At 71.2% G+C, this 20,604-nt stretch carries 19 protein-coding genes; 4 read left to right on the top strand and 15 right to left on the bottom strand.

Features of this window, described 5'->3' with window-relative positions; translation table 11 throughout:
- Positions 1 to 34: 34 nt before the first annotated feature.
- From ACGH7X_RS38520 to ACGH7X_RS38495, 6 genes are all read right to left on the bottom strand, one after another.
- Positions 35 to 1,498, bottom strand: coding sequence for an FAD-dependent oxidoreductase (locus tag ACGH7X_RS38520; RefSeq protein WP_399895039.1), 1,464 nt, complete (start codon positions 1,496 to 1,498; stop codon positions 35 to 37).
- A complete protein-coding gene (locus tag ACGH7X_RS38515) occupies positions 1,491 to 1,745 on the bottom strand; it encodes a (2Fe-2S)-binding protein (protein WP_399895036.1) in 255 nt (84 codons plus the stop codon). The genes ACGH7X_RS38520 and ACGH7X_RS38515 overlap by 8 nt, the downstream gene beginning before the upstream one ends.
- A complete protein-coding gene (locus tag ACGH7X_RS38510) occupies positions 1,742 to 2,902 on the bottom strand; it encodes an NAD(P)/FAD-dependent oxidoreductase (protein ID WP_399897663.1) in 1,161 nt (386 codons plus the stop codon). Before ACGH7X_RS38510 ends, ACGH7X_RS38515 begins: the two co-directional genes overlap by 4 nt.
- 341 nt (positions 2,903 to 3,243) lie before the next feature.
- Positions 3,244 to 5,163 carry an ABC transporter ATP-binding protein gene (locus ACGH7X_RS38505; RefSeq protein ID WP_399895033.1) on the bottom strand — a complete coding sequence of 640 codons (1,920 nt, stop codon included), beginning with the start codon at positions 5,161 to 5,163 and terminating at the stop codon, positions 3,244 to 3,246.
- A 36-nt stretch (positions 5,164 to 5,199) separates the two neighbouring features.
- A complete protein-coding gene (locus ACGH7X_RS38500) occupies positions 5,200 to 5,649 on the bottom strand; it encodes a MerR family transcriptional regulator (RefSeq protein WP_399895030.1) in 450 nt (149 codons plus the stop codon).
- Between the two features lie 37 nt (positions 5,650 to 5,686).
- Positions 5,687 to 6,778: an MDR family NADP-dependent oxidoreductase gene (locus ACGH7X_RS38495; RefSeq protein WP_399895027.1), complete on the bottom strand. Its 1,092-nt coding sequence runs from the start codon at positions 6,776 to 6,778 to the stop codon at positions 5,687 to 5,689.
- 159 nt (positions 6,779 to 6,937) lie between these two features.
- Here ACGH7X_RS38495 and ACGH7X_RS38490 point away from each other — a divergent pair, with 159 nt between their 5' ends.
- Positions 6,938 to 7,366 carry a VOC family protein gene (locus tag ACGH7X_RS38490; RefSeq protein ID WP_399895025.1) on the top strand — a complete coding sequence of 143 codons (429 nt, stop codon included), beginning with the start codon at positions 6,938 to 6,940 and terminating at the stop codon, positions 7,364 to 7,366.
- 13 nt (positions 7,367 to 7,379) lie between these two features.
- Here the strand turns inward: ACGH7X_RS38490 and ACGH7X_RS38485 are convergent, their stop codons facing one another.
- Genes ACGH7X_RS38485 through ACGH7X_RS38475 form a run of 3 tightly spaced genes read right to left on the bottom strand, consistent with a single transcriptional unit; the run spans position 7,380 to position 9,801 of the window.
- A complete protein-coding gene (locus tag ACGH7X_RS38485) occupies positions 7,380 to 7,727 on the bottom strand; it encodes an STAS domain-containing protein (protein ID WP_399895023.1) in 348 nt (115 codons plus the stop codon).
- On the bottom strand, positions 7,724 to 8,992 hold the full coding sequence (locus ACGH7X_RS38480) for a PP2C family protein-serine/threonine phosphatase (protein WP_399897660.1): 1,269 nt from the start codon (positions 8,990 to 8,992) through the stop codon (positions 7,724 to 7,726). The genes ACGH7X_RS38485 and ACGH7X_RS38480 overlap by 4 nt, the downstream gene beginning before the upstream one ends.
- Complete coding sequence (locus ACGH7X_RS38475; RefSeq protein WP_399895019.1) at positions 8,992 to 9,801, bottom strand: alpha/beta fold hydrolase; 810 nt, start codon at positions 9,799 to 9,801, stop codon at positions 8,992 to 8,994. Before ACGH7X_RS38475 ends, ACGH7X_RS38480 begins: the two co-directional genes overlap by 1 nt.
- Positions 9,802 to 10,047: 246 nt before the next feature.
- Here ACGH7X_RS38475 and ACGH7X_RS38470 point away from each other — a divergent pair, with 246 nt between their 5' ends.
- Together ACGH7X_RS38470 and ACGH7X_RS38465 are read left to right on the top strand one after the other, a co-directional pair.
- The gene (locus ACGH7X_RS38470) at positions 10,048 to 11,433 is read left to right on the top strand and encodes a ricin-type beta-trefoil lectin domain protein (RefSeq protein WP_399895016.1); all 1,386 of its coding nucleotides are present in this window, start codon (positions 10,048 to 10,050) and stop codon (positions 11,431 to 11,433) included.
- A gap of 75 nt (positions 11,434 to 11,508) precedes the next feature.
- Complete coding sequence (locus tag ACGH7X_RS38465; protein ID WP_399895013.1) at positions 11,509 to 13,788, top strand: RICIN domain-containing protein; 2,280 nt, start codon at positions 11,509 to 11,511, stop codon at positions 13,786 to 13,788.
- Between the two features lie 21 nt (positions 13,789 to 13,809).
- Here ACGH7X_RS38465 and ACGH7X_RS38460 read toward each other — a convergent pair whose 3' ends face one another.
- Positions 13,810 to 14,694 (bottom strand): hypothetical protein, encoded by an 885-nt coding sequence (locus tag ACGH7X_RS38460; protein WP_399895010.1) that lies wholly within the window; start codon positions 14,692 to 14,694, stop codon positions 13,810 to 13,812.
- Between the two features lie 78 nt (positions 14,695 to 14,772).
- On the opposite strand from ACGH7X_RS38460, the gene ACGH7X_RS38455 reads away from it, so the two are divergent.
- A complete protein-coding gene (locus tag ACGH7X_RS38455; protein ID WP_399895007.1) occupies positions 14,773 to 15,342 on the top strand; it encodes a TetR/AcrR family transcriptional regulator in 570 nt (189 codons plus the stop codon).
- Here ACGH7X_RS38455 and ACGH7X_RS38450 read toward each other — a convergent pair.
- The 5 genes from ACGH7X_RS38450 to ACGH7X_RS38430 form a co-directional block, all read right to left on the bottom strand.
- Entirely contained in the window at positions 15,311 to 15,916 is a 606-nt protein-coding gene (locus ACGH7X_RS38450; protein WP_399895004.1) for a hypothetical protein, read from the bottom strand. The two genes, ACGH7X_RS38455 and ACGH7X_RS38450, sit on opposite strands and share 32 nt — an antisense overlap.
- A 98-nt stretch (positions 15,917 to 16,014) precedes the next feature.
- A complete protein-coding gene (locus tag ACGH7X_RS38445; protein WP_399895001.1) occupies positions 16,015 to 16,839 on the bottom strand; it encodes a DUF1684 domain-containing protein in 825 nt (274 codons plus the stop codon).
- 66 nt (positions 16,840 to 16,905) lie between these two features.
- Entirely contained in the window at positions 16,906 to 17,829 is a 924-nt protein-coding gene (locus tag ACGH7X_RS38440; RefSeq protein WP_399894998.1) for a TIGR03564 family F420-dependent LLM class oxidoreductase, read from the bottom strand.
- Positions 17,830 to 17,925: 96 nt separating this feature from the next.
- A complete protein-coding gene (locus ACGH7X_RS38435; protein WP_399897657.1) occupies positions 17,926 to 19,071 on the bottom strand; it encodes a homoserine O-acetyltransferase in 1,146 nt (381 codons plus the stop codon).
- The gene (locus ACGH7X_RS38430) at positions 19,068 to 20,432 is read right to left on the bottom strand and encodes a bifunctional o-acetylhomoserine/o-acetylserine sulfhydrylase (RefSeq protein ID WP_399894995.1); all 1,365 of its coding nucleotides are present in this window, start codon (positions 20,430 to 20,432) and stop codon (positions 19,068 to 19,070) included. Before ACGH7X_RS38430 ends, ACGH7X_RS38435 begins: the two co-directional genes overlap by 4 nt.
- Positions 20,433 to 20,604 lie beyond the last annotated feature (172 nt).

Genomic DNA, 20,604 nt, shown 5'->3' with positions numbered 1-20,604 from the left:
TGTCGGCTTTCCTGGTGTCCGTCGAGTGCGACGGTCATTCCTTGAGGTCGTCCAGGTCGTCCAGGTCGTCGATGTCATCCAGTTCGTCGAGGCCGGCGAGAGCGCCGAGGGTGACGGGGGTCGCGACGAGCCGTTCCGCGGGCTCGTAGGACCGCTGTTGTGCGGCGAGGCACTGCACGGCCGGACCGCACATGCGTCCCTGGCACCAGCCCATGCCGGCGCGGGTCAGTTGCTTGATCTGCCGGTGGTCGGGCGCACCGTCCTCGGCGCGGGCGGTCCGGACCGCGCCCGCGGTCACCTCCTCGCAGCGGCACACGACGGTCTCGTCGGTCAGCCATGAGGACCATGCCGCGGGGATGGGGTGCGCGAGGGCCAGGGCCCGGGCGAAGGCGCGTTGCCCGGTCACCGCGGAGCGCACCGCGGCCAGTTGTCTCCTGCGCAGCACGGGGGCGGCTCCGGAGTCGGCGAGGACGGACTCCGCGGCCAGGCGGCCCTCGCCCACCGCGAGTGCCGCCCCGCCCACACCGCACGTCTCCCCCGCGGCGTAGAGCCCCGCAACGGTGGTGCGCTGCCCCCTGTCGACCGCGACGACCGCGTTGCCGTCAGCGGAGTCCGTGAGCGCGCAGCCCAGGGGGACGAGCAGGTCGAGCTGTGGTGCGAATCCCCATCCGACACCGACGGCGTCGACCGCGACGTGTCGTTCCGTGCCCGGTCGTGGTCTGCCGTCCGACGTCAGAGAGGCGATCCGCACCGACGTCACCCGGTCGTGTCCTTGGGCGCCGACGATCGCCGTGCGCGGGCGGACCCGGATGCGATGGCGTGCGAGGGCGGCGGCGTACCCGGCTCCCTCGGCCCATTTGCGGGGGTTGCGCAGGAGCGGGCCGGGGTGGCGCAGCCATGCCGCCGGGTGGGCGGCCTCGCAGACCGTGACCACCTCGACGCCGCGCGCGGCGAGGCCGGCGGCCACCGGCAGCAGGAAGGGGCCGGTGCCTCCAAGCGCCACGCGGTTCCCGGCCGCGACGCCACCGCCCTTGAGCAGGGCCTGGAGGCCGCCGATGGTGAGGACACCCGGCAGGTCCCATCCGGGGAAGGGCAGTTGCCGGTCGTAGGCCCCGGTCGCCACGAGGAGCTTCGGCGCGCGCAGGGCCAGGGCGATCTCCCGCGGCGCCTGTCGACGGTCGACCACGTGGACCGCGAATCCGTCGTCCTCGCGGACGGCGGACCACACGTGGTGTGCCAGGCGCAGGTCGAGCCGTCCCGCCGCCCGGGCCGCCGACAGCGCGTGGCACAGGGCGCGGTACTCGGGCAGTGCGTGGTGCAGGTCCTCGGTCGGGATCGACTGCCGCGCGTGCTCCGGCGGGTGCCGCCAGAACTGACCGCCGACGGCCGTGCCGGAATCGACCAGGGCGACGCGCAGCCCTCCGGCGAGGGCGGTGGCCGCGGCGGACATGCCGGCGGGTCCGGCGCCGACGACGACGAGGTCTGCCGATTCACTCATCGTCGCTCTCCTCGGTCGTGACGGTCATACCCGCGTGTGCCGGTACCAGGCAGGCGCGCAGGCCCGCGGCTCCGTCGATCGTCACGAGGCAGTCGAAGCAGACTCCGATCCCGCAGAAGACGCCGCGTGGACGGTGTCCGACGCGGGTGGTGCGCCAGGCGACCCGGCCGGCGGCCACGAGGGCCGCGGCGACGGTCTGCCCCTCGACGTACGGCAGGGGTTCGCCGTCGACGATGATCTCGCTCACCGCGGCACACCTCCGGGGGTGAGGAAGCGGTCGGGGAGCAGCCCGGTGTGCGCGGCCGGATCGGCGCCGCGCCAGGGACGGCCGAGCAAATGCGCCGTCACGAGCGCGCCGGTCGCGGGGGCGAGGCCGATACCGGCCCCCTCGTGGCCGCAGGCGTGGACGACCCCCGGCACCCGTGGGTCGGGGCCGACGACGGGCAGATGGTCCGGGCAGTACGGCCGGAAACCGCGATAGGCACGGATCAGGTGGACCTGACGCAGAAAGGGGAACAGCAGGCACGCCTGTGCCGCGAGCCTGGCGACCACGGCGGTGTTCATCGTCATGTCGAAGCCGACGCGTTCCCGGCTGGCACCGATGAGGATCGTGCCGCCCCGTGTGCCCTCCACGACGCACGAGGTCTCCAGCCCGGCGTCGGAGGAGGCGACATTGGCGACGTAGTCCGCCGAGTAGACCTTGTGCCGGACCATCGGCGGCAGCGGTTCGGTCACCAGGACGAAGCCACGACGTGGGAGCACCTCGATGGGCGCGCCGAGCCGGCGCCCGACCTCACCGCCCCAGGTTCCGGCGGCGTTGACGACGGCATCGGCGGGCAGGACCTCACCGGCAGCCGTCCGGACGCCGGTGATCCTGCCGTCCCGGCCGGTCTCCACGCCGACGACCTCGCCCGTGTGAAAGCGTGCGCCGTGCCGCACGGCGGCGCGCAGCAGCGCGACGGCCGCCAGGACCGGCTGCACCTGGGCGTCCTGCGGGTAGTGGACGCCACCGGGGACCTCGGACGCCAGGTGGGGTTCGAGGTCCCGCACCTGGTCGATCGGCTCGACCCGGACACCGGCCGCTTCCTGCCGCGCGGCGAACTCTCCGAGCGCCGCGAGGGCTTCGGCGCTGCTCGCGACAACCAGGCCGCCCTTCGACTCGAGCTCGACCGAGTCCGCCCCGATCTCCTGGCCGGCCTCGTCCCACAGCGTGCGGCTCAGCCGCGCCAGGTCGAGTTCGGGGCCTGGTTCCTTGTCGGAGAGGAGAACGTTGCCCTCGCCACGACTGGTCGTCCCGGCGCCGACGGGGCCTCGGTCGGTGACCGTGACGTCCATGCCTGCCGAGGCGGCGTGGAAGGCGCAGGCGGCTCCGACGACGCCCGCGCCCACGACGACGACCTTCAGCGCCACGGGACTCCCCTCTGTGCAATGTCACATGACATTGCACAGGCTATACATCCGACCGACCCGGGACAACGCCGTCTGCGGCGTGACTTTGGTTCCTCACTCCGCGTCCCGCGCCCCGTGCCCTGCCGGCGGGCTCCGCGTCACCGTGGAACTGCCCACGGCAGGAGCCAGAGGGTGACCACGATCTTCCCGTGGGCGTGGCGCCGAGCCGGCGACACGGACAGCGTCGACGACCTCGGCGGCCCGCTGGCCACCGTGGTCGGCCACAACAGCCTCGATGTTCTGCGGTCGGGCCGGACCCGGTGTGACTCCGAGACGCACCGGGCACGACAGTGCGGTCACGTGGCGCCGGTGCCCGTACGCGCGTGCGACGACGTCTCATGGTCCCCGTCCGGCGCCGGAACGGCCGGTCCGGGCAGCCCGCTGGGGACCGCTCTTGGGACCGGGCCTCCGGGGGCCGACTCGGTGCTCTCGCCGAGGAAACCGCCCGACTGGTGCTGCCACAGCTTGGCGTAGGCGCCCTTCGAAGCGAGCAGCTCCTTGTGGGTGCCCTGTTCGACGACGCTTCCGCGGTCGAGGACGACGAGACGGTCCATGCCGGCGACGGTACTCAGACGGTGGGCGACCACGAGGGCCGTACGTCCGTCCATCAACCGCCACAGGGCGTCCTGGACGAGGAGCTCGCTCTCCGAGTCCAGCGCGCTGGTCGCCTCGTCGAGCAGCAGGACCGGGGCGTCGCGCAGGATGGCCCTGGCGAGGGCGACGCGCTGGCGCTGGCCGCCCGAGAGTTTGACTCCCCTCTCCCCCACCAACGTGGCGAAGCCGTCGGGGAGTTGATCGGCGAACTCCGTGACGTGCGCGGCCTCGGCCGCGGCGTGGATCTCGTCGTCGGTGGCGCCGGGCCGGGCGAAGGCGATGTTGTCCCGCAGGCTGCGGTGGAACATGGCGGGCTCCTGCGGGACGTAGGCGATCAGTGAGCGCAGGTCGCTCTGGCGCAGCCGGCTGATGTCCTGACCACCGATCAGGATGTGTCCGTCGTCGATGTCCGACATCCGCAGCAGGAGCCGGGTGAGGGTGGTCTTGCCGCCGCCGGACCTGCCGACCAGACCGATCCGCGCGCCTGCGGGAACGTCCAGGTCGAGTCCCTTGAAGATCGGTTTCGCACCCTCGTGGGCGAAGGTCACCGCCTCGAAGCGGATGCCGGTGTCCCGCGGCGCCGACGGTTCGGGCGACGGCGGGTCCAGCACGGTGGGCGGATCCAGCAACAGCTCCGTGAACTGGGCGGCCTCGGTCATCGAGCTTTCCAGACGCCGGTAGATCTGATTGAACTCGAACATGATCTGCGTGGCGTTGGAGTAGTAGGTGAAGGCGACGACGACCTCCTCCACGCCTTGGCCCGAGCCACCGAAGGCGACGGCGACCAACAGGCCCAGCACGTTGGTCAGCACGGACATGGGCGCGATCAGGACGTCGACGCGCAGATTGCCGTAGTCCCACGACCTCAGCGTCAGCCGCCGCGAGTCCGCGACACGGCTGCGGTGTTCGTCGGCCTCCCGCCGCTCGGCCGCGAACGCGCGGATGGTCTCCATGTTCATGAGGCTGTCGGCGACGTGGCCGGAGACGCGGGCGATCGCCGCCTCGCGGTCGTTGACGAGTCTCTGCCGGCGGCGGATCAGCGGTGTCGCGGCCACCACGGTCAGCGCGATCATCACAAGGAGGCCGGCGACGAGCATCGGTTCGTAGCTCCACAGCACCACGGCACCGAAGACCAGGGGGATGAGACTGCCCACGATCCGGTACGTCACCGTGTCGACGAAGTCCTCGAAGCGCTTGCCGAAGCTGAGCACCCGTTTGGTCAGGGAGCCCGCGAAGTTGTCGTGGAAGAACGCCGCGTCCTTGGCGAGGAGTTCGTCCATGCCGCTGACGTACAGGTGTTCCATGCCGAGGGCGTCCACGCGGTTCAGGCAGTGCTGCCCGACCCGCCACACCGCCTCGGACACCAGCAGCGTCACGCCGAAGCCCAGCACGTACGGCACTGCCGAGGTGAGGGTGAGACCGTCGTCGTCGGCGGCCTGGCCTGCGAGTTTGGCGATGAGCAGCGGGGCGATGTAACGGATGCCGATGTTGCCCACGGCCGGCAGCAGCAGCGCGGGCAGGGCCAGTCGTCGTAGTCGCAGCAGTTCCCGGCCGTAGTGGCGCAGTGCCAGAACGACCGCGCTCCTGCCCGGCGTCGGCCCTTGCGTGTCTGTTGTCCCCATCACACTCCCGGTGGTTCGGAAGTCGGAAGTTTCCCGTCAGGGGACGATCTCAGTCCAGGCATTTACCGCGGACCGGCGAGAACCGGACACCGCACCCGTGCCGGGGCGCGGTGCCGGGTCGAGTCCGGCTTGCAGGGTGTCCCTCAGCCGGGTGAGGCGTTCGATCTCCGAGTCGAGTACCGCGATGCGCCGCCGCACCACGGCCGTGCCGACGAGGGCAGGCTCCCCGGGCGCCGTGGGGTCGCAGCGTCTCGGCGGGTGGACGGCGAGCAGCGGCAGGCGCTCCGCGATGCCGGCCAGGTCCTCGACGGTGAGGCCGAGGCCGAGGAGGTGCCGGATGACGCGGAGCACGGCGAGGTCTTCGGGGCTGTAGTCGCGCTGGCCCGCCCTCGTGCGGTGCGGTGGCGGGAGCAGCCCACGCTGCTCGTAGAAGCGCAGTGCCCTCGGTGTCGCGCCGACCGCTGCCGCGGCGTCCCCGATCCGCATGGTGGATGCCTCCCGCCCCTCCTCGTGGCCGCGGTCGTCAGTCGTCTCCGGGAAGGTCGACGACGACCGTGCCGAATGTCTGTCCCCGGGTCAGTTCCCACAACGCCTGCGGAGCCCGTGCAATGCCCTCGAACCGGGTCAGCGGCAGCCGGATCTCGCCGGTCCGCAGCCAGCCGCCGAAGCGGCCGGTCCACTCCGCCTCCACGTCGGGGTGGTCGACGCCGGTGTATCCCCGCACGGACATGCCCTTGACCACGGCCCGGAAGGCGTCGATCCGGGTCGGCGCCGTGGCGCCGGTGCCCTGCGCGGCGAGTTGCCCGGAGAGGGCACCCACCAGCGCGAACCGGGCCCCGTGCCGTGCGGCGTCCACGGCCGCCGTGAGCTGGATTCCGCCGACATTGTCCAGGAGGACGTCGATGCCGTCCGGCGCGGCCCGGGCGAGTTGCGCGGAGAACGCGCGGTAAGCGGCGCCGTCGTCGGAGCGGTCGTCGGAGCCGTCCCGCCGCTCACGCCACGAGCCGCCGGTCAGTACGGCGTCGTAGCCGAGCTCGGACGTCAGCCGACCTGCCTTGTCCGGCGAGCCCGTGCTCCCGATGACCCGGGCGGCGCCGAGCAGCCGGGCGATCTGTCCGGCGAGTGAGCCCACGCCGCCCGCCGCTCCGGTGACCAGGACGACGTCCCCCTCACCTACGTCGGCGAGCCGCGTCAGCGCCCCGTACGCGGCGGAGCCGGAGGAGAGCCGGGCGACGGGATCGGGCAGGGCCGAGTCGACCAGAGCGCACTGGGCCACAGGTACGAGGGCGTACTCGCGCCAGCCCTGCAGGTGGGTGACCAGGTCGCCGGGGCGCGGCGGGCCGTCGGGCGGCGCGGCGACGACCTCGCCGACGGCCGGCCCGAACAGCGCCTCCCCCGGGCGCAGTCCGGGCACGGGCGTGCCTTCGGCCGCTCCGCCCAGCAGGGTGCGCAGGCCTCCGAACACCTGGAAGTGCCGGTTGCGGACCAGGACTTGGCCGGGCGCCGGGTCGGGCAGCGTGGTCTCGACGACGGTGAAGTCGCTCGGTTCGGGGAGCCCTTGAGGTACGGCGGCGAGCCGTACCTCGCGGCTGGTCCGGGGCAGAACCGTGGTCATGGGGCGGCCTCCTGCGAGTGAGTGGGAGCCGACGCTAAACCCTGACGCGTGGGTCAGGGGCAAGCCCGCTGTTTCGCCGGCGGCGGGCCGAAGGTGCGCTGACGCGCCCCGTCCTGGAACCGGAGTTGGGCGAGAGAGTCCCCCTGTTATGGTGCGCCCGTGTCATCGATCAAGCAGTTCCAGGTCACCTTTGACTGCGCGGAACCCGAGCGCGTCGCCCGCTTTTGGTGCGAGGTGTTGGGGTACGTCGTCTCGCCGCCACCGGGAGAGTTCGCCACATGGGACGAGTTCGACCACTCGCGGGCTCCTGAGGACCGGGGTTCTTGGTTCGCCTGTGGGGACCCCTCGGGGGTGGGCCCGCGACTGTTCTTTCAGCGTGTTCCCGAGGGCAAGGTCGTCAAGAACCGGGTGCACCTCGATGTGAGGGTCGGCACCGGCCTCGTGGGTGAGGAGCGTCTCGCCGCGCTCGAAGCCGAGTGCGCACGGCTGCTCCCGCTGGGCGCCGTACGCGTGCGGCTGCTGTATGACGGCAGTGATTCGTGCATCGTGATGCAGGACGTCGAGGGCAACGAGTTCTGCCTCGACTGAGCTTCGTCCGGGATCATCCGGAGGCGGCTTCGGCGGCGTCGACGGTGGGATAGGTCCGGAAGACCTGGTCCAGGCCGACCATGCCGAAGATCCGGCTGACACGGCCGGGGACTCCGGCCAGCGCGATACCCGCGTCGGCCGCCAGCGTGTGGTTGCGGGCGGCGATCAGTACGCTGATACCGCTCGAGTCGCAGAACGTGAGACCTCCGAGGTCGATGACGAGTTGCTGATCCGGACGCAGGTCGATTCCGGGCAGCGCGGCGCGGACCTCGGGCGCGGTGTGGTGGTCGAGGTCTCCCGTCAGTTCGAGGACCGCTCCCGCGGTGGTGGCGCGGATGTGGAGGGACAGGTTCTTGGTCACTGCTGCTCTTCACTGGAGGGTCGGGGCACGTGGATGGCCAGGACGGCGGTGTCGTCGTCCACGCCGGTGCCGAAGGTGTCGAGCAGGTCGCGTACCGCGTCGATGATGTCCGCGGCGGTGGTGGGGGCGAGGTCGCGCCCGAAGTCGAGGAGGGCGTCGTCACCGTAGCGGTCCCCGCCCCCGGTCGCGGCGGTGTGCGCTTCGGTCAGGCCGTCCGTGTGCAGGAGCAGGGTGTCGCCGGGGGCGAGATGGACGGTGGTGGTGGCGATGTGCGCGTCGGGCAGCACGCCGATGAGCTGTCCGCCCGGGGTGGGCAGAAAGTCGGCGGTGCCGTCCGCGCGCATCAGCAGGGCCGGGGGATGGCCGCCGCTGGCCAGGGTCATGCGGAAGCCTCCGCGGCCGGTGTCGGGGGTGAGCAGGCCGAAGACGACGGTGCAGAAGCGGGGGTCATCGCCGTTGTACTCGTGGTTCAGGACCGTGTTGAGGTTGCCGAGGATGGCGGCCGGGTCGGGGTCGTAGACGGCGGCGGCACGCAGCGTGTAGCGGGCCAGGGAGGTGATGGCCGCGGCGGCGGCGCCCTTGCCGCACACGTCGCCCAGGAACAGTCCCCAGCTACCGTCGGCGAGGGGGAAGAGGTCGTAGAAGTCGCCGCCTACCTCGTCGACGGACGCGATGTGGTAGTGCGCGGCGACGTCCAGGCCCGGCACGCCGGCCAGCGCAGGGGGCAGCAGTGTCCTCTGCAGGGTGGCGGCCAGGACCTTCAGGCGGTCGCGCTCCTCGTCGGCTTCCTTGCGGGCCCGCAGCAGCTCGGTCTCGTACGCGCGGCGCTCGCGTGCGTCGAAGACGGTGGTGCGAACGAGCAGCGGTTGCCCGTCGCTGCCCGTTTTCACCGTCGAGGTGACCATCACCGGCAGCCGGGAACCGTCTGCGGCCTTCATCTCCAGGGCGATGCCACTGATCTCGCCCTGCATCCTCAGGAGCGGGGCGAAGTGAGTCTCGTGGTAGAGCCGGCCGCCCACGGTCAGCAGGTCGGAGAAGTGCTTACGGCCCACCAGGTCACCGCGCTCGTAGCCGAGCCAGTCCAGCAGCGTGCCGTTGACCTTCGCGATCCGTCCGTCCAGCAGGGTGGACAGGTACCCGCAGGGCGCGTGCTCGTACAGATCCTCGGCGCTGTCCTCCAGCAACGCGGAGAACTGCGCCTGCTCATCCACGGGTCCGCGTTCGTCCTTCCGGTTGCCCTCTTCGTCGTTGTCCGCCCGGCACATCATCCGGCGGCTCCCGCGAACGCGGCGATGGCCGCGGCGGTCTCCTCGGGGGCGGCGAGCTGGGGGCAGTGTCCTGTCGCGTTCAGCGTGATCAGACGGCTTCCCGGGATCTGCGCATGCACGAACGCGCCGACTTCCGGCGGGGCGAGCGCATCGCTGGAACACTGGGCGACCAGCGTGGGCACCGTGACCGACGCCAGATCCGCACGGTTGTCGGACAGGAACGTCACTCGGGCGAAGACCCGCGCGATCTCCGGGTCGGTGCGGCAGAAGCTGTTGGTCAGCTCCTCCCCCAGCTCGGGCCGGTCCGGGTTGCCCATGATCACCGGGGCCATGGCGCCCGACCAGCCCAGATAGTTCGCGTCCAGCGATCCCAGCAGCTCATCGATGTCCTCGGTGCTGAACCCGCCGCGGTAACCGGCGTCCGGATCGTCGATGAAGCACGGCGACGGAGCGAGCAGCACCAGCCCGGCGAACGCCTCGGGCTCCCGCGCGGCGGCCAGCACACCCATCATCGCGCTCACCGAATGCCCCACGAACGTGACGGGTCCCAGTGCCAGCTCCCGGATCAGCTCCAGCACGTCGTCGGCATAGCCGTCCAGAGACGAATAGCGCTCCCTGCTCCACGCCGACAGCTGTGAGTTCCCGGCGCCGACATGATCGAACAGGACCACGGTGAAGTCGCGCTCCAGCGCGGGCACCACCAGACGCCACAGGTTCTGGTCACACCCGAACCCGTGCGCGAGCATCACCACCGGCCCCCCGGTCCGACCGGTCACCGTCACATGGTTCCTGCCGCGCGCGTCCATTCAACCCATTCTCCCAGACTTGCTCGGATCGGCGGTCCCCGACGGGCCACGGTGGGCCGGCCCCACTCCGGGCATTGGTCTGCACCAGGCTCTTGACAGACCTTTGTCTCACTTCTTAAATCACGTGTTGAAGTTAGTAAGGTTTCCTGTCTCCTCCCCCACCGTCGCCGCCCGAACAACCACCCCGCACCCGGGAGCATCGCTCTCCAGGGGCCCGGTTCCGGCGGCAGAACAGGACAGCCACTCGTGACCACGCCACCTCTTCGCAGACCAGCATCAGGTCGAGTTCTGGGCGCCGCCGCCGCGGCCGCCCTTGTCGCCGGACTCGGCTCCTTCCCCGCCGGAGCTGCCGCGCAGGCCACCGGGCAGATCACCGGCATCGGCGGAAAATGCGTGGACGTCGCGGGCGCCGGCACCGCCAACGGCACGGCCGTGCAGCTCTACGACTGCAACGGCAGCGCCGCGCAGCAGTGGAACGTCGGCGCCGACGGCACCATCCGTGCGCTCGGCAAGTGCCTGGACGTCACGTCGGGCGGCACCTCCGACGGCACCCGCACCCAGTTGTGGGACTGCAACGGCAGTGCCGCCCAGCAGTGGACCGTCACCGCGGCCCGGGACATCGTCAATCCCCAGGCCGACAAGTGTCTGGACGCCACCGGCAACAGCTCCGCCAACAGCACCCCGCTGCAGATCTGGACGTGCACGGGTGCCGCCAACCAGAAGTGGAGCGCCCCGAGCGGTGGCGGCCCGGCACCCGGCCCCGGTTCGATGGCTGTCGCGCCCTACCTCTACAACGGATGGGGCAGTCCCCCGAGCCCCACCACCGTCATGAACGCCACCGGCGTCAAGTGGTTCACCCTGGCCTTCGTCCTCAGCAACGGCTACTGCGATCCGCAGTGGGACGGCAGCCGGCCACTGGCCGGGGGTGTCGACCAGCAGACCGTCAACACCGTCCGTGCCGCGGGCGGCGATGTCGTCCCGTCCTTCGGCGGCTGGAGCGGAAACAAGCTGGAGAGTTCCTGCGGCAGCGCGGGTGAACTGGCCGCCGCCTACCAGAAGGTGATCAACGCGTACGGTCTCAAGGCCATCGACGTCGACATCGAGGCCGCCGCGTACGACAGCCCGACCGTGCAGCAGCGAACGGTCGACGCGCTGAAGTCGGTGAAGGCGAACAACCCCGGTCTCAAGGTGTACGTCACCTTCGGCACCGGCCAGAACGGCCCGGACAGCAGCCTCATCGGCAAGGCCGCCGCGTCCGGCCTGACGGTGGACAGCTGGACGATCATGCCGTTCAACTTCGGCGGTGCCGGGCAGAACATGGGACAGCTCACCGTCCGCGCGGCCGAGGGCCTGAAGACCGCGGTGAAGAACGCCTACGGCTACTCCGACGACCAGGCCTACCGGCACACCGGCATCTCCTCGATGAACGGCATCACCGACAACAGCGAGACGGTGACCGTCGCCGACTTCCGCACCATCCTCGCCTACGCGCAGCAGCGTCACCTGGCCCGGCTGACCTTCTGGTCGGTCAACCGCGACCGGCCCTGCACCGGCGGCGGGGCCGACACCTGTTCGGGCGTCTCCCAGCAGCCCTGGGACTTCACCCGTGTCTTCTCCCAGTACAACGGCTGACCCGGTGCCACCGCGCACCGGCGCCCTCCTCCACTCCCCTACCCGAGCCGCTCCGGCGGCACTGGAGACGACACGATGCCTCGAATCCCGCGCCCACCCGTCGGCGGCCGCTCCGGCGGCTCCCCGGTGAGCCGTACCGGTCGCCCGCGGAGCGCCGTGCTCTCGGCCGCCGTCATCGCGGCTTCGGTCGCCTCGGTCCTCGCCACGGGGCCGACGCAGGCCGCTCCCGCGCAGCCCCGCGGCACGTCCGCCGGATCGGCGGCCGCCGCGGCGCTGCCGGCCGGCTGGTCCACCCTGGTGAACAGCGGCAGCGGCAAGTGCCTGGACGCCAGGGCTGCCGGAACCGTCAACGGCACCGCGGTGCAGCAGTACACCTGCAACAACTCCGCTGCCCAGCAGTGGGCCCTCACACCGACCGACGACGGCTTCGTGCAGATCGGCAACCGCAACGACGTGCGGCAGGTCGTGGACGTGAGTGACGTGTCCACCGCCGACAACGCCGCCGTGCACCTGTGGACGTACGGCGGCGGCGCCAACCAGCAGTGGCGGCCGGTCGACGAGGGCGGCGGCGCGTATCACTTCGTCAACCGGAACAGCGGCAAATGTCTCGACGTCCCGTCCGCCTCGACGACCGACGGCGTCCAACTGGTCCAGTACGCCTGCAACGGCACGGCGGCACAGAGGTTCCAGGTCACGCCGTCGAGCACCGCGCCCGGCGACGTCGATCTCGGCCCCAACGTGGCGGTCTTCGACCCTTCGATGCCGTCGTCGACCATCCAGAGCCGCCTCGACGCGATATTCCGGCAGCAGGAGACCAACCAGTTCGGCTCCCAGCGCTACGCGGTCCTGTTCAAGCCGGGCACCTACAGCAACGACGTCAACGTGGGCTTCTACACCCAGGTACTGGGCCTGGGCCAGTCGCCCGACTCGGTCACGATCAACGGGGCCGTACACGTGGAGGCGGACTGGTTCCCTCCGCAGAACGCCACCCAGAACTTCTGGCGCGGTGCCGAGAACCTGTCCGTGAACCCGGCCGGGGGCACCGACCGCTGGGCCGTCTCGCAGGCGTCCGCGTACCGGCGCATGCATGTGCGCGGCAACCTGGAACTGAGCGACGGCGGCTGGTCCAGCGGTGGATTCATGGCGGACAGCAAGATCGACGGCCAGGTGCGCTCCGGCACCCAGCAACAGTGGCTGACCCGCAACTCGCAGCTCGGCAGCTGGACCGGCTCCAACTGGAACATGGTCTTCGTGGGCAGCCAGGGCACTCCGGGCAACACCTTCCCGAACCCGCCCTACACCGCGGTGAACCAGACGCCGACGGTACGGGAGAAGCCCTTCCTCTACGTCGACGGCGCGGGCGCGTACAAGGTGTTCGTGCCCTCCGTGCGCACCGATTCCACGGGCAGCACCTGGGCGAACGGCACCGCGAGCGGGGCCTCGCTCGGCATGGACCGGTTCTTCGTGGTGAAGCCCGGGGCGAGCGCCGCGCAGATCAACGCCGCCCTCGCCGAGGGCAAGAACCTCCTGGTCACGCCCGGCGTCTACCACCTGGACCAGACGCTGCGGGTCACCCGCCCCGACACCGTGGTCCTCGGGCTCGGGCTCGCCACCTTCGTCCCCGACAACGGCGTCACGGCCATGACGGTCGCCGACGTGGACGGGGTGAAGATTGCCGGAGTGCTCTTCGACGCCGGTACGACCAACTCACCCACGCTCGTGGAGGTGGGCCCGGCCGGTGCGTCGGCCGACCATGGAGCCAATCCCACGTCCCTGCACGACGTGTACTTCCGCGTCGGCGGAGCCGCCGTCGGCAAGGCGACCACGAGCCTCGTCGTGAACAGTGACGACGTCATCGGCGACCACATGTGGATCTGGCGCGCGGACCACGGCAGCGGCGTCGGATGGAACACCAACACCGCCGACACCGGGCTCGTCGTGAACGGCGACGACGTGACGATGTACGGCCTGTTCGTCGAGCACTACCAGAGGCACCAGACCGTCTGGAACGGCAACGGCGGCCGCACCTACTTCTATCAGAACGAGATGCCCTACGATCCGCCCAACCAGGCTGCCTGGATGAACGGTTCCACCCAGGGCTACGCCGCGTACAAGGTCGCGGACTCCGTCACCAGCCATGAAGCCTACGGTCTCGGAAGCTACTGCTACTTCAACGTCAATCCGGGCGTCGTTGCCGAGCACGCCTTCGAGGTGCCCGACAACCCGAACGTACGCTTCCGGAACATGGTGACCGTCTCCCTCGGCGGCACCGGGACCATCCGTCATGTGATCAACGACCGGGGTGGGCCGTCCAACTCCAGCAACAACGTCGCCAACCTGGCCGGCTACCCGTAAGGAACGTCCCGGTCCGAGGTGTCAGACCTTCCCGATGCCGAGTGTGGTCTCGCGGGGCAGCATTCCCGAACCCAGGACCTCCAGCCAGAGCGGTCCGAGGAGTTCGGCCAGCCGCGCGATGCCTTCGTCGCCGAGAGTCCGCCAGGGCGCCGCGGCCAGTTCGTCGGTGCGGCGCTCGATCTCGGCGCGCAGGGCGCGGCCCTCGTCGGTCGCGGTGTGGTCGGCGTTCAGCAGTCCCCGGCCGAAGAGCCGTTCACCGGCGGCCGACCACTCCTGCTCGGTCCAGCCGCGGCTAGCGAAGACGGCGGCCGGCGCCGCGCCGACGGCGGCGAAGGACACCAGTGCCTCCACCGGGTCGAGGCCCGCGGCGAGCAGCGCGGCGAGATGGCCGTCGCCGCGATGCTCGCGCAGGATCGTCGCGGCCTGCCACAGCACGAGGTGCGGCTCCTCGGGCCAGGGCAACTCGGCGTTCGCGGCGGCGAGCGGACGGCCCTCGGTGGGCGCGGCCTCGGCTGCCCGGCGGGCGAGCGCGGCGGCCTCGGCGAGATCGGGACCGTCCGTCCGCTCGCCGAAGAGGGCGCGGTAGGCCAGGTCGATGCCGCGTGTCCGGGCCTCGATCACCTTGTCCGGTGCGGCGACGTCCCAGGCGGCGGGGATGTGCTCGGCGACCGTGCGCGGGCTGAAACTGTAGAACGCGGACGCCACCTGGCGGGGCCCCGGGGCCCCGAGTGGCGCCGCCCGCAGGGCGAAGTAGCTCGGCCAGCGCTCACCGGTGTCGTAACCGAGCGACTCGACCTCCTCGAAGACCTGTGGCGCGAAGTAGAGGACGGCGTGCAGGGGCTCCAGGAGGTGCCACATCTGCCTTACGCGCCCGTTGTCGTTGCTCAAGACGACTCCCTTTTCCATCCCCTGCATCTTGTCACTGCCTAGACTGTCCTCACCACGCCATCTTGTCAATGCCAAGATTGCGCTACGCTGCTCATCATGTCCACGGAACGCTCCTACCACCACGGAGACCTGCGCCGGGCCGTGCTCACCGCGGCCCTCGACGTCATCGCCACCCACGGGCCGGCCGCCCTCTCCCTGCGCGACCTGGCCCGCCGCGCCGGCGTTTCGCACGCCGCGCCCGCACACCACTTCAAGGACCGCGCGGGCCTGCTCACCGCCATCGCCACGGAGGGTTACGGCCTCCTGTCCACCACTCTCGGCGAGACGGAGGACCTGCGGGACCTGGGCGTCCGGTACGTGCGCTTCGCCATCGCGCACCCGGCGCACTTCCAGGTCATGTTCCAGCCGGAACTTCTGCGCCCGGACGACCCGGAGCTCCTCGCGGCGCGGGAGCGGACGCGGAGCATGCTCCGTACGGCGGTGACGGGCCATGGCGACGATCCGGCCGTCGGCTTCATGGCGGCCTGGTCGATGGCCCACGGGTTCGCGACGCTACTGCTCTCCCACAACCTCGACGGCCCCCTGGAGGGGCGGAATCCCGAAGACACCTTCGGCGCACTGGCCGGCATCATGTTCAGGCCGACCGGAACCCCCTCGGCGGGCTGACCCCTCCCGCAAGCCGGCCTCGGCCGGTGGCTCGTGACGTGCCCGAAGAAGGGGCGGAGTCGGCAAGGGTCCGGAAGTCGTCCTCGCGCAGCCCAATCCGCGGGTCGACGTGGTGGAGAAGTCCAGGTGCCCGGTGGTGCGTGCTGACGTACACCTGGTCCGCGTCGCTCTGTTCGTCGTCCACCCATACGAACGGACGTCCGTTGGCATGGTCCACCAGCGGCCCTGTCTTCCAGTGGACTCCGTCGGGCCGGTCCTGGAGCAAGGCGTCGCCGAAGTCGACGAAGGGAAGTTCAGGGAGACCGAGTGCCGGGGCGATCCACCGGTTGGCATCCGCCATCCATGTGGTGGCCCAGCACAGCTCGTAGTCAAGCCGGAGCAGGGCTTGTCCGTGTGCCGGGTTGAGCCAGACCCGCAGGGGTCGCCGACGCAAGGAGGTGGTCCGGTGCACCTCTGAAGTTCCGCCGCCGCGGGGCACTCTGAGCGTGGTGTAGCCGGCGGGGCGCCTCTCGGGCTTGGCCGCATAGGGGTTGAGGGGGCCGTCCACGTCGAGGAACAGCAGTGGTCGGCGCACGATCTCTCTCCCCCCGGCCATGGGCGTCGTCGGCCGCAGCGTTGGAATGGTATCTGCGGCACGGGGCCGACCGTGCCGCGAGCGTGTCCGACAGTTCTTCAGGCCCCGCCCCGTTCGCGGGGAATCATGAGGCCCGCCTCGATTGGCACCGGCAGGCGGTTCTCCGGCGGTGGCAGGGGGCAGGTGGCCATGTCCGTGTAGGCACAGGGAAGGTTCGCGGCGCGGTTGAAGTCCAGGACGACGGTGCCGTCGGCGGCGGGTGGGGCCACGCTCAGGGAGCGGTTGGCGGCGTAGGTGGTGACGCCCGAGGTCGCGTCGGTGAAGAGCACGGTCAGCCGGCCCGGAGCGTGCCCGGGGAACGCGGTGAGGGAGAGTGGCCGCCCGGCGAGTTCGAACTCGATACGGCCCGGGGCGTCGTACACGTGCTCCAGACCTTCGACCGCGGCGCCCACAGCGGTCGGCCGCGGCACGTCGAACGCGACGTAGCGGCCCCTGACCACCCAGCGCGGATGCGGTGCGTAGGCAGGCGTCCCGGTGAAGGCGGTCCGCAGCGGGGCGTGCGGGTGCCGGGGGCGCACGATGTCGTGTCCGCCGCGCTTGGCCACCTCGATCACGGCGTCTCCCCACGTCACGTCGATGCCACCGCGTTCGGGGAGCACTCCGAAGTGGTGCTCGCCCCTGACGGTGGTTCCGTCGACGTCCAGTTCCTCACTGTCGTCCAGAGCGACGGTGATCCCGTCGGCGTCGGCCCACCACGCGCCCGGGGCGTCGGAAAAGCGCTGCGGTGTCTCGTCGAGCCAGTGCAGAGCCGTTATCGACAGGAATCCGTGCGGGGCGGCGAGTCGTTCCTCCTGGGCGCGGTACCAGACCAGCCATTCCTCGGTGAACGCGCGGAGGTCTGCCGTGGTGACCTGTGTGGTCATGTGTACTCCTTTGTCCGGGAAGGGTGTGCCTCGCGGCACCCTGCGGTTCCTGTCCGGCGGTGCGCCTCATCCGGCCAGTTCGCCGAGGAGTGCCCAGGTACGTCGCCGGTCCGCTTCGCCGGCGATCTCCGTGCCGGAGAAGACCACCTCCGTCGCTCCGGCGTCCCGGTAGCGCCGAAGCTCGGCCGCGACCGTCTTCTCGTCGCCGATCACGGCCACGTCGGACGCCCGTCGTGCCCCGGAGAGCTCGATGACCCGTGCGTAGGACGGGATCTGCTCGTAGAACGCCAGCTTCTCGGTCGCCTTCGCCCGCACCACGTCGGTGTCGTCGGTGACCACGCCGTGCACCAGGGCGACGATCCGCGGCGCGGGTCGGCCCGCGGCCGCTGCCGCGGCGGTGAGGGCCGGAACGATGTGCGTCTCCAGTGCGCGTGGGCCCGCCAGGTAGGGCAGGATCCCGTCCGCCAGTTCACCGCTGGCTCGCAGTGCCTGCGGCCCCATCGCCGCCACCAGCAGGGGGACACCCGATTCCGCGCCGGGTACGCGGGCGGGGGTCGGCGTGACGGCCGTGAGCAGTTCGCCCCGGAAGTCGGCGGTCCCGGTCTGCGTCAACTGCCGCAGCGCGGTGAGGAACTCGCGCAGCCGGGCGACGGGCCGTTCGAAGGGCAGGCCGAAGCCGCCCTCGGTGAGCAGCTTGGTGCCCAGCGCCAGTCCGAGGTGGTAGCGGCCGTGTGTGGCCGCCTGCGCGGTCTGGGCCTGGCTGGAGACGAGCAGGGGGTGCCGCCCGAAGACGGGGATCGCGGAGGTGCCCACGTGGAGCCCCGGCACCTCGCGCCCGACGATCGCCGCGAGCTGGGGTGAGTCCGCGCCGAAGGTCTGCCCGAACCAGGCGGAACGCAGGCCCGCGGCCGCGGCCTCGCGGGCCAGCTCCACGGACGCGTCGACCTGGTTCGGCGCGTCGGTTGCGTTGAGCGCTACTCCTACAGTCATGTGGGTGAAAACCTCCCGCTGCCGGCACCGCATTCCGGTCCCTGTGTGACAGCTTCTTGTCAGTCGTGTGTACGGGGACGGTCCAGACCCCGGGGCTCAGGGCAGGAGTTCCGCCACCAGCGCGGCGACCTGCTCCACCTCGAGCAGGAAGCCGTCGTGACCGTGGCGAGACTCGATGGTCCGGGGCGCGTCGGCCGTGCCGATGCCGGACGCCAACTCCGCCTGCTGTGCGGGCGGGTAGAGCCGGTCGGAATCGACCCCGGCCACCAGAGTCCTGGCCGTCACCCGTCTCAGCGCGGCCGGCGCGCCTCCGCGACCGCGGCCGATGTCATGGCTGTTCATGGCCTCGCACAGCACGACATAGCTGCCCGCGTCGAAGCGGCGCACCAGCTTGGCGGCGTGGTGGTCGAGATAGGACCCGACCTGATACCTCCCGCCCGACCAGGGATCTTCCTGGCCCTGTGCCGAGCGTCCGAAGCGGGCCTGGAGTTCGGTCTCACTGCGATAGGTGACGTGGGCGAGCCGTCGGGCGAGGCCGAGTCCTGCGTGCGGCCCCTGCCCGGTGGCGTGGTAGTGGCCGTCGCGCCAGTGCGGGTCGGAGCGGATGGCGTGCAACTGGATGTCGGCCCAGGCGATCTGCTCGGCGCTCGCGGCGGCCGTCGTGGCGAGCAGCAGGAGCGCTCCGGTCCGCTCGGGATGTGCCACGGCCCATTCGAGCGCCCTCATGCCTCCCATCGAGCCTCCCACCACCAACGCCCAGCGCTCGACGCCCAGCGCGTCCGCCAGACCGGCCTCGGCGGCGACCTGGTCACGCTGCGTCAGGAACGGGAAGTCGCCGCCCCAGGGGCGTCCGACGGGTCCGGGAGAGGACGGACCGGTGCTGCCCTGACAGCCGCCGAGGACATTGGGGGCGACGATGAACCAGCGGTCCGTGTCGAGCGCCCGCCCCGGCCCGACGAGCCCGTCCCACCATCCGGGGGTCGGATGGCCGGCGCCGGCGGGTCCGGCCACATGACTGTCACCGGTGAGGGCGTGCAGGACCAGTACGGCATTGGAGCGGTCCGGCGCGAGCCGTCCCCAGGTCTCGAACGCGAGCCGCAGCCCGGGTAGTTGACCGCCTGCCTCCAGACGGAACGGCGCCTGGCGCTCGTACCACTGGCGACGCCCGGGCGGGTCCCCCTCCTGCCAGGCCCCGCAGGACGGTGGGAGGGGGACCCGCGACGGCGTCCGTACGGTGTTCAGGACGCGCCCTTCGCGGCCCGGAACCCGGCCTCGAGGTCGGCCTTCAGGTCGGCGAGGTTCTCGATGCCGACGGAGAGCCGTACCAGGCCGGGCGAGGCGCCGGCGGCCTCCAGCTGCTGCTCGCCCAGCTGGCTGTGGGTGGTGGACGCGGGATGGATGATGAGGCTGCGGACGTCTCCGATGTTCGCGAGGTGGCTGAACAGTTCGACGGCGTCGACGAATCGCTTGCCCGCCTCGGCGCCGTCCCGCAGTTCGAAGGCCACGACGGCGCCTGCACCCCGCGGCAGGTACCGCTGCCCGGCGTCGTACCAGCGGTTGGACGGCAGTCCCGGGTAGTGGACGGCGGCGACCTCGTCACGCTGTTCCAGCCATTCGGCCAGGTCCTGGGCGTTCGCGGAGTGCCGCTCGATGCGCAGGCTGAGTGTCTCCACGCCTTGCAGGAGCAGGAACGCGGAGTGCGGGGAGATGGCCGGGCCGAGGTCGCGCAGCAACTGGACCCGCAGCTTGACGGCGAAGGCGCCGGGACCGAGGGCGGGCCAGTACCGCAGCCCGTGGTAACTGGGGTCGGGCTCGGTGAAGTCGGGGAAGCGCTCGGTGTGGGCGCCGAAGTCGAAGGTCCCGCCGTCGACGACGACGCCCCCGATGGTGGTCCCGTGGCCGCCCAGGAACTTGGTCGCGGAGTGCACGACGATGTCGGCGCCGTGCTCGATGGGCCGCAGAAGGTACGGCGTGGGCACCGTGTTGTCCACGATCAGCGGGACGCCCGCGTCGTGTGCGACGTCCGCCACGGCCCGCACGTCGAGCACGTTCCCGCGCGGGTTGCCCAGCGTCTCGGCGAACAGTGCCTTGGTGTCGGGCCGGATCGCCGCCCGCCAGGCCTCGACGTCGTCCGGATCGTCGACGAAGGACACGTTGATGCCGAACCTGGGCAGCGTGTGACGGAACAGGTTGTACGTGCCGCCGTACAGGGAGGCGCTGGAGACGACGTGGTCACCGGAACCGGCCAGCGTGAGGATCGCCAGGGTCTCCGCCGCCTGCCCGGAGGCGAGGGCCACCGCCGCGACGCCGCCCTCCAGCGCGGCGACGCGCTGCTCGAAGACGTCCTGGGTGGGGTTGTGGATGCGGGTGTAGATGTTGCCCGGCTCGGCGAGCGAGAACAGGTCGGCGGCGTGCTGCGTGTCCCGGAACACGTACGACGACGTCTGGTAGATCGGTGTCGCTCGGGCGCCGGTCGTCGGGTCCGGTTCGGCACCGGCGTGGACCTGCTTGGTCTCGAAGGACCACGCCGAGGTGTCGGGCCCGGCGGACTCCGCGTCGGGCGCGTGATGGGCGGTGACGGAGTCGATCGGCTGCTGGCTCATGGTGCTGCTCCCTTGGGGGGGAAGGCGGAGTGGAGAACGCGGGGTATGCGCCGCGCGCACGGCAGAGCGGCGCGCTCCGGGCGCGTGAGGAAGGAACCGCCGGTCTTGGTCTCGTACTTGCGCGAGGCCGGCGGTCGGCGCGGCGCGGTGGGAAGGAGGTGGGGCGGATGCC

The organism is Streptomyces sp. BBFR51 (assembly GCF_044591655.1).
Taxonomy (GTDB): Bacteria; Actinomycetota; Actinomycetes; order Streptomycetales; family Streptomycetaceae; genus Streptomyces.
Note: the sequence above shows the minus strand (reverse complement) of the source record. Positions and strands in the feature narration are given on the sequence as shown.

Bases quoted from the DNA above. Each gene is read 5' to 3' on its own strand.
- ACGH7X_RS38430 (WP_399894995.1), bottom strand. From the start codon at position 20,432: ATGAGCCAGCAGCCGATCGACTCCGTCACCGCCCATCACGCGCCCGAC.
- ACGH7X_RS38475 (WP_399895019.1), bottom strand. From the start codon at position 9,801: ATGGACGCGCGCGGCAGGAACCATGTGACGGTGACCGGTCGGACCGGG.
- ACGH7X_RS38455 (WP_399895007.1), top strand. From the start codon at position 14,773: ATGTCCACGGAACGCTCCTACCACCACGGAGACCTGCGCCGGGCCGTG.
- ACGH7X_RS38465 (WP_399895013.1), top strand. From the start codon at position 11,509: ATGCCTCGAATCCCGCGCCCACCCGTCGGCGGCCGCTCCGGCGGCTCC.
- ACGH7X_RS38480 (WP_399897660.1), bottom strand. From the start codon at position 8,992: ATGTGCCGGGCGGACAACGACGAAGAGGGCAACCGGAAGGACGAACGC.
- ACGH7X_RS38505 (WP_399895033.1), bottom strand. From the start codon at position 5,163: ATGGGGACAACAGACACGCAAGGGCCGACGCCGGGCAGGAGCGCGGTC.
- ACGH7X_RS38520 (WP_399895039.1), bottom strand. From the start codon at position 1,498: ATGAGTGAATCGGCAGACCTCGTCGTCGTCGGCGCCGGACCCGCCGGC.
- ACGH7X_RS38460 (WP_399895010.1), bottom strand. From the start codon at position 14,694: ATGGAAAAGGGAGTCGTCTTGAGCAACGACAACGGGCGCGTAAGGCAG.
- ACGH7X_RS38500 (WP_399895030.1), bottom strand. From the start codon at position 5,649: ATGCGGATCGGGGACGCCGCGGCAGCGGTCGGCGCGACACCGAGGGCA.
- ACGH7X_RS38495 (WP_399895027.1), bottom strand. From the start codon at position 6,778: ATGACCACGGTTCTGCCCCGGACCAGCCGCGAGGTACGGCTCGCCGCC.
- ACGH7X_RS38440 (WP_399894998.1), bottom strand. From the start codon at position 17,829: ATGACTGTAGGAGTAGCGCTCAACGCAACCGACGCGCCGAACCAGGTC.
- ACGH7X_RS38445 (WP_399895001.1), bottom strand. From the start codon at position 16,839: ATGACCACACAGGTCACCACGGCAGACCTCCGCGCGTTCACCGAGGAA.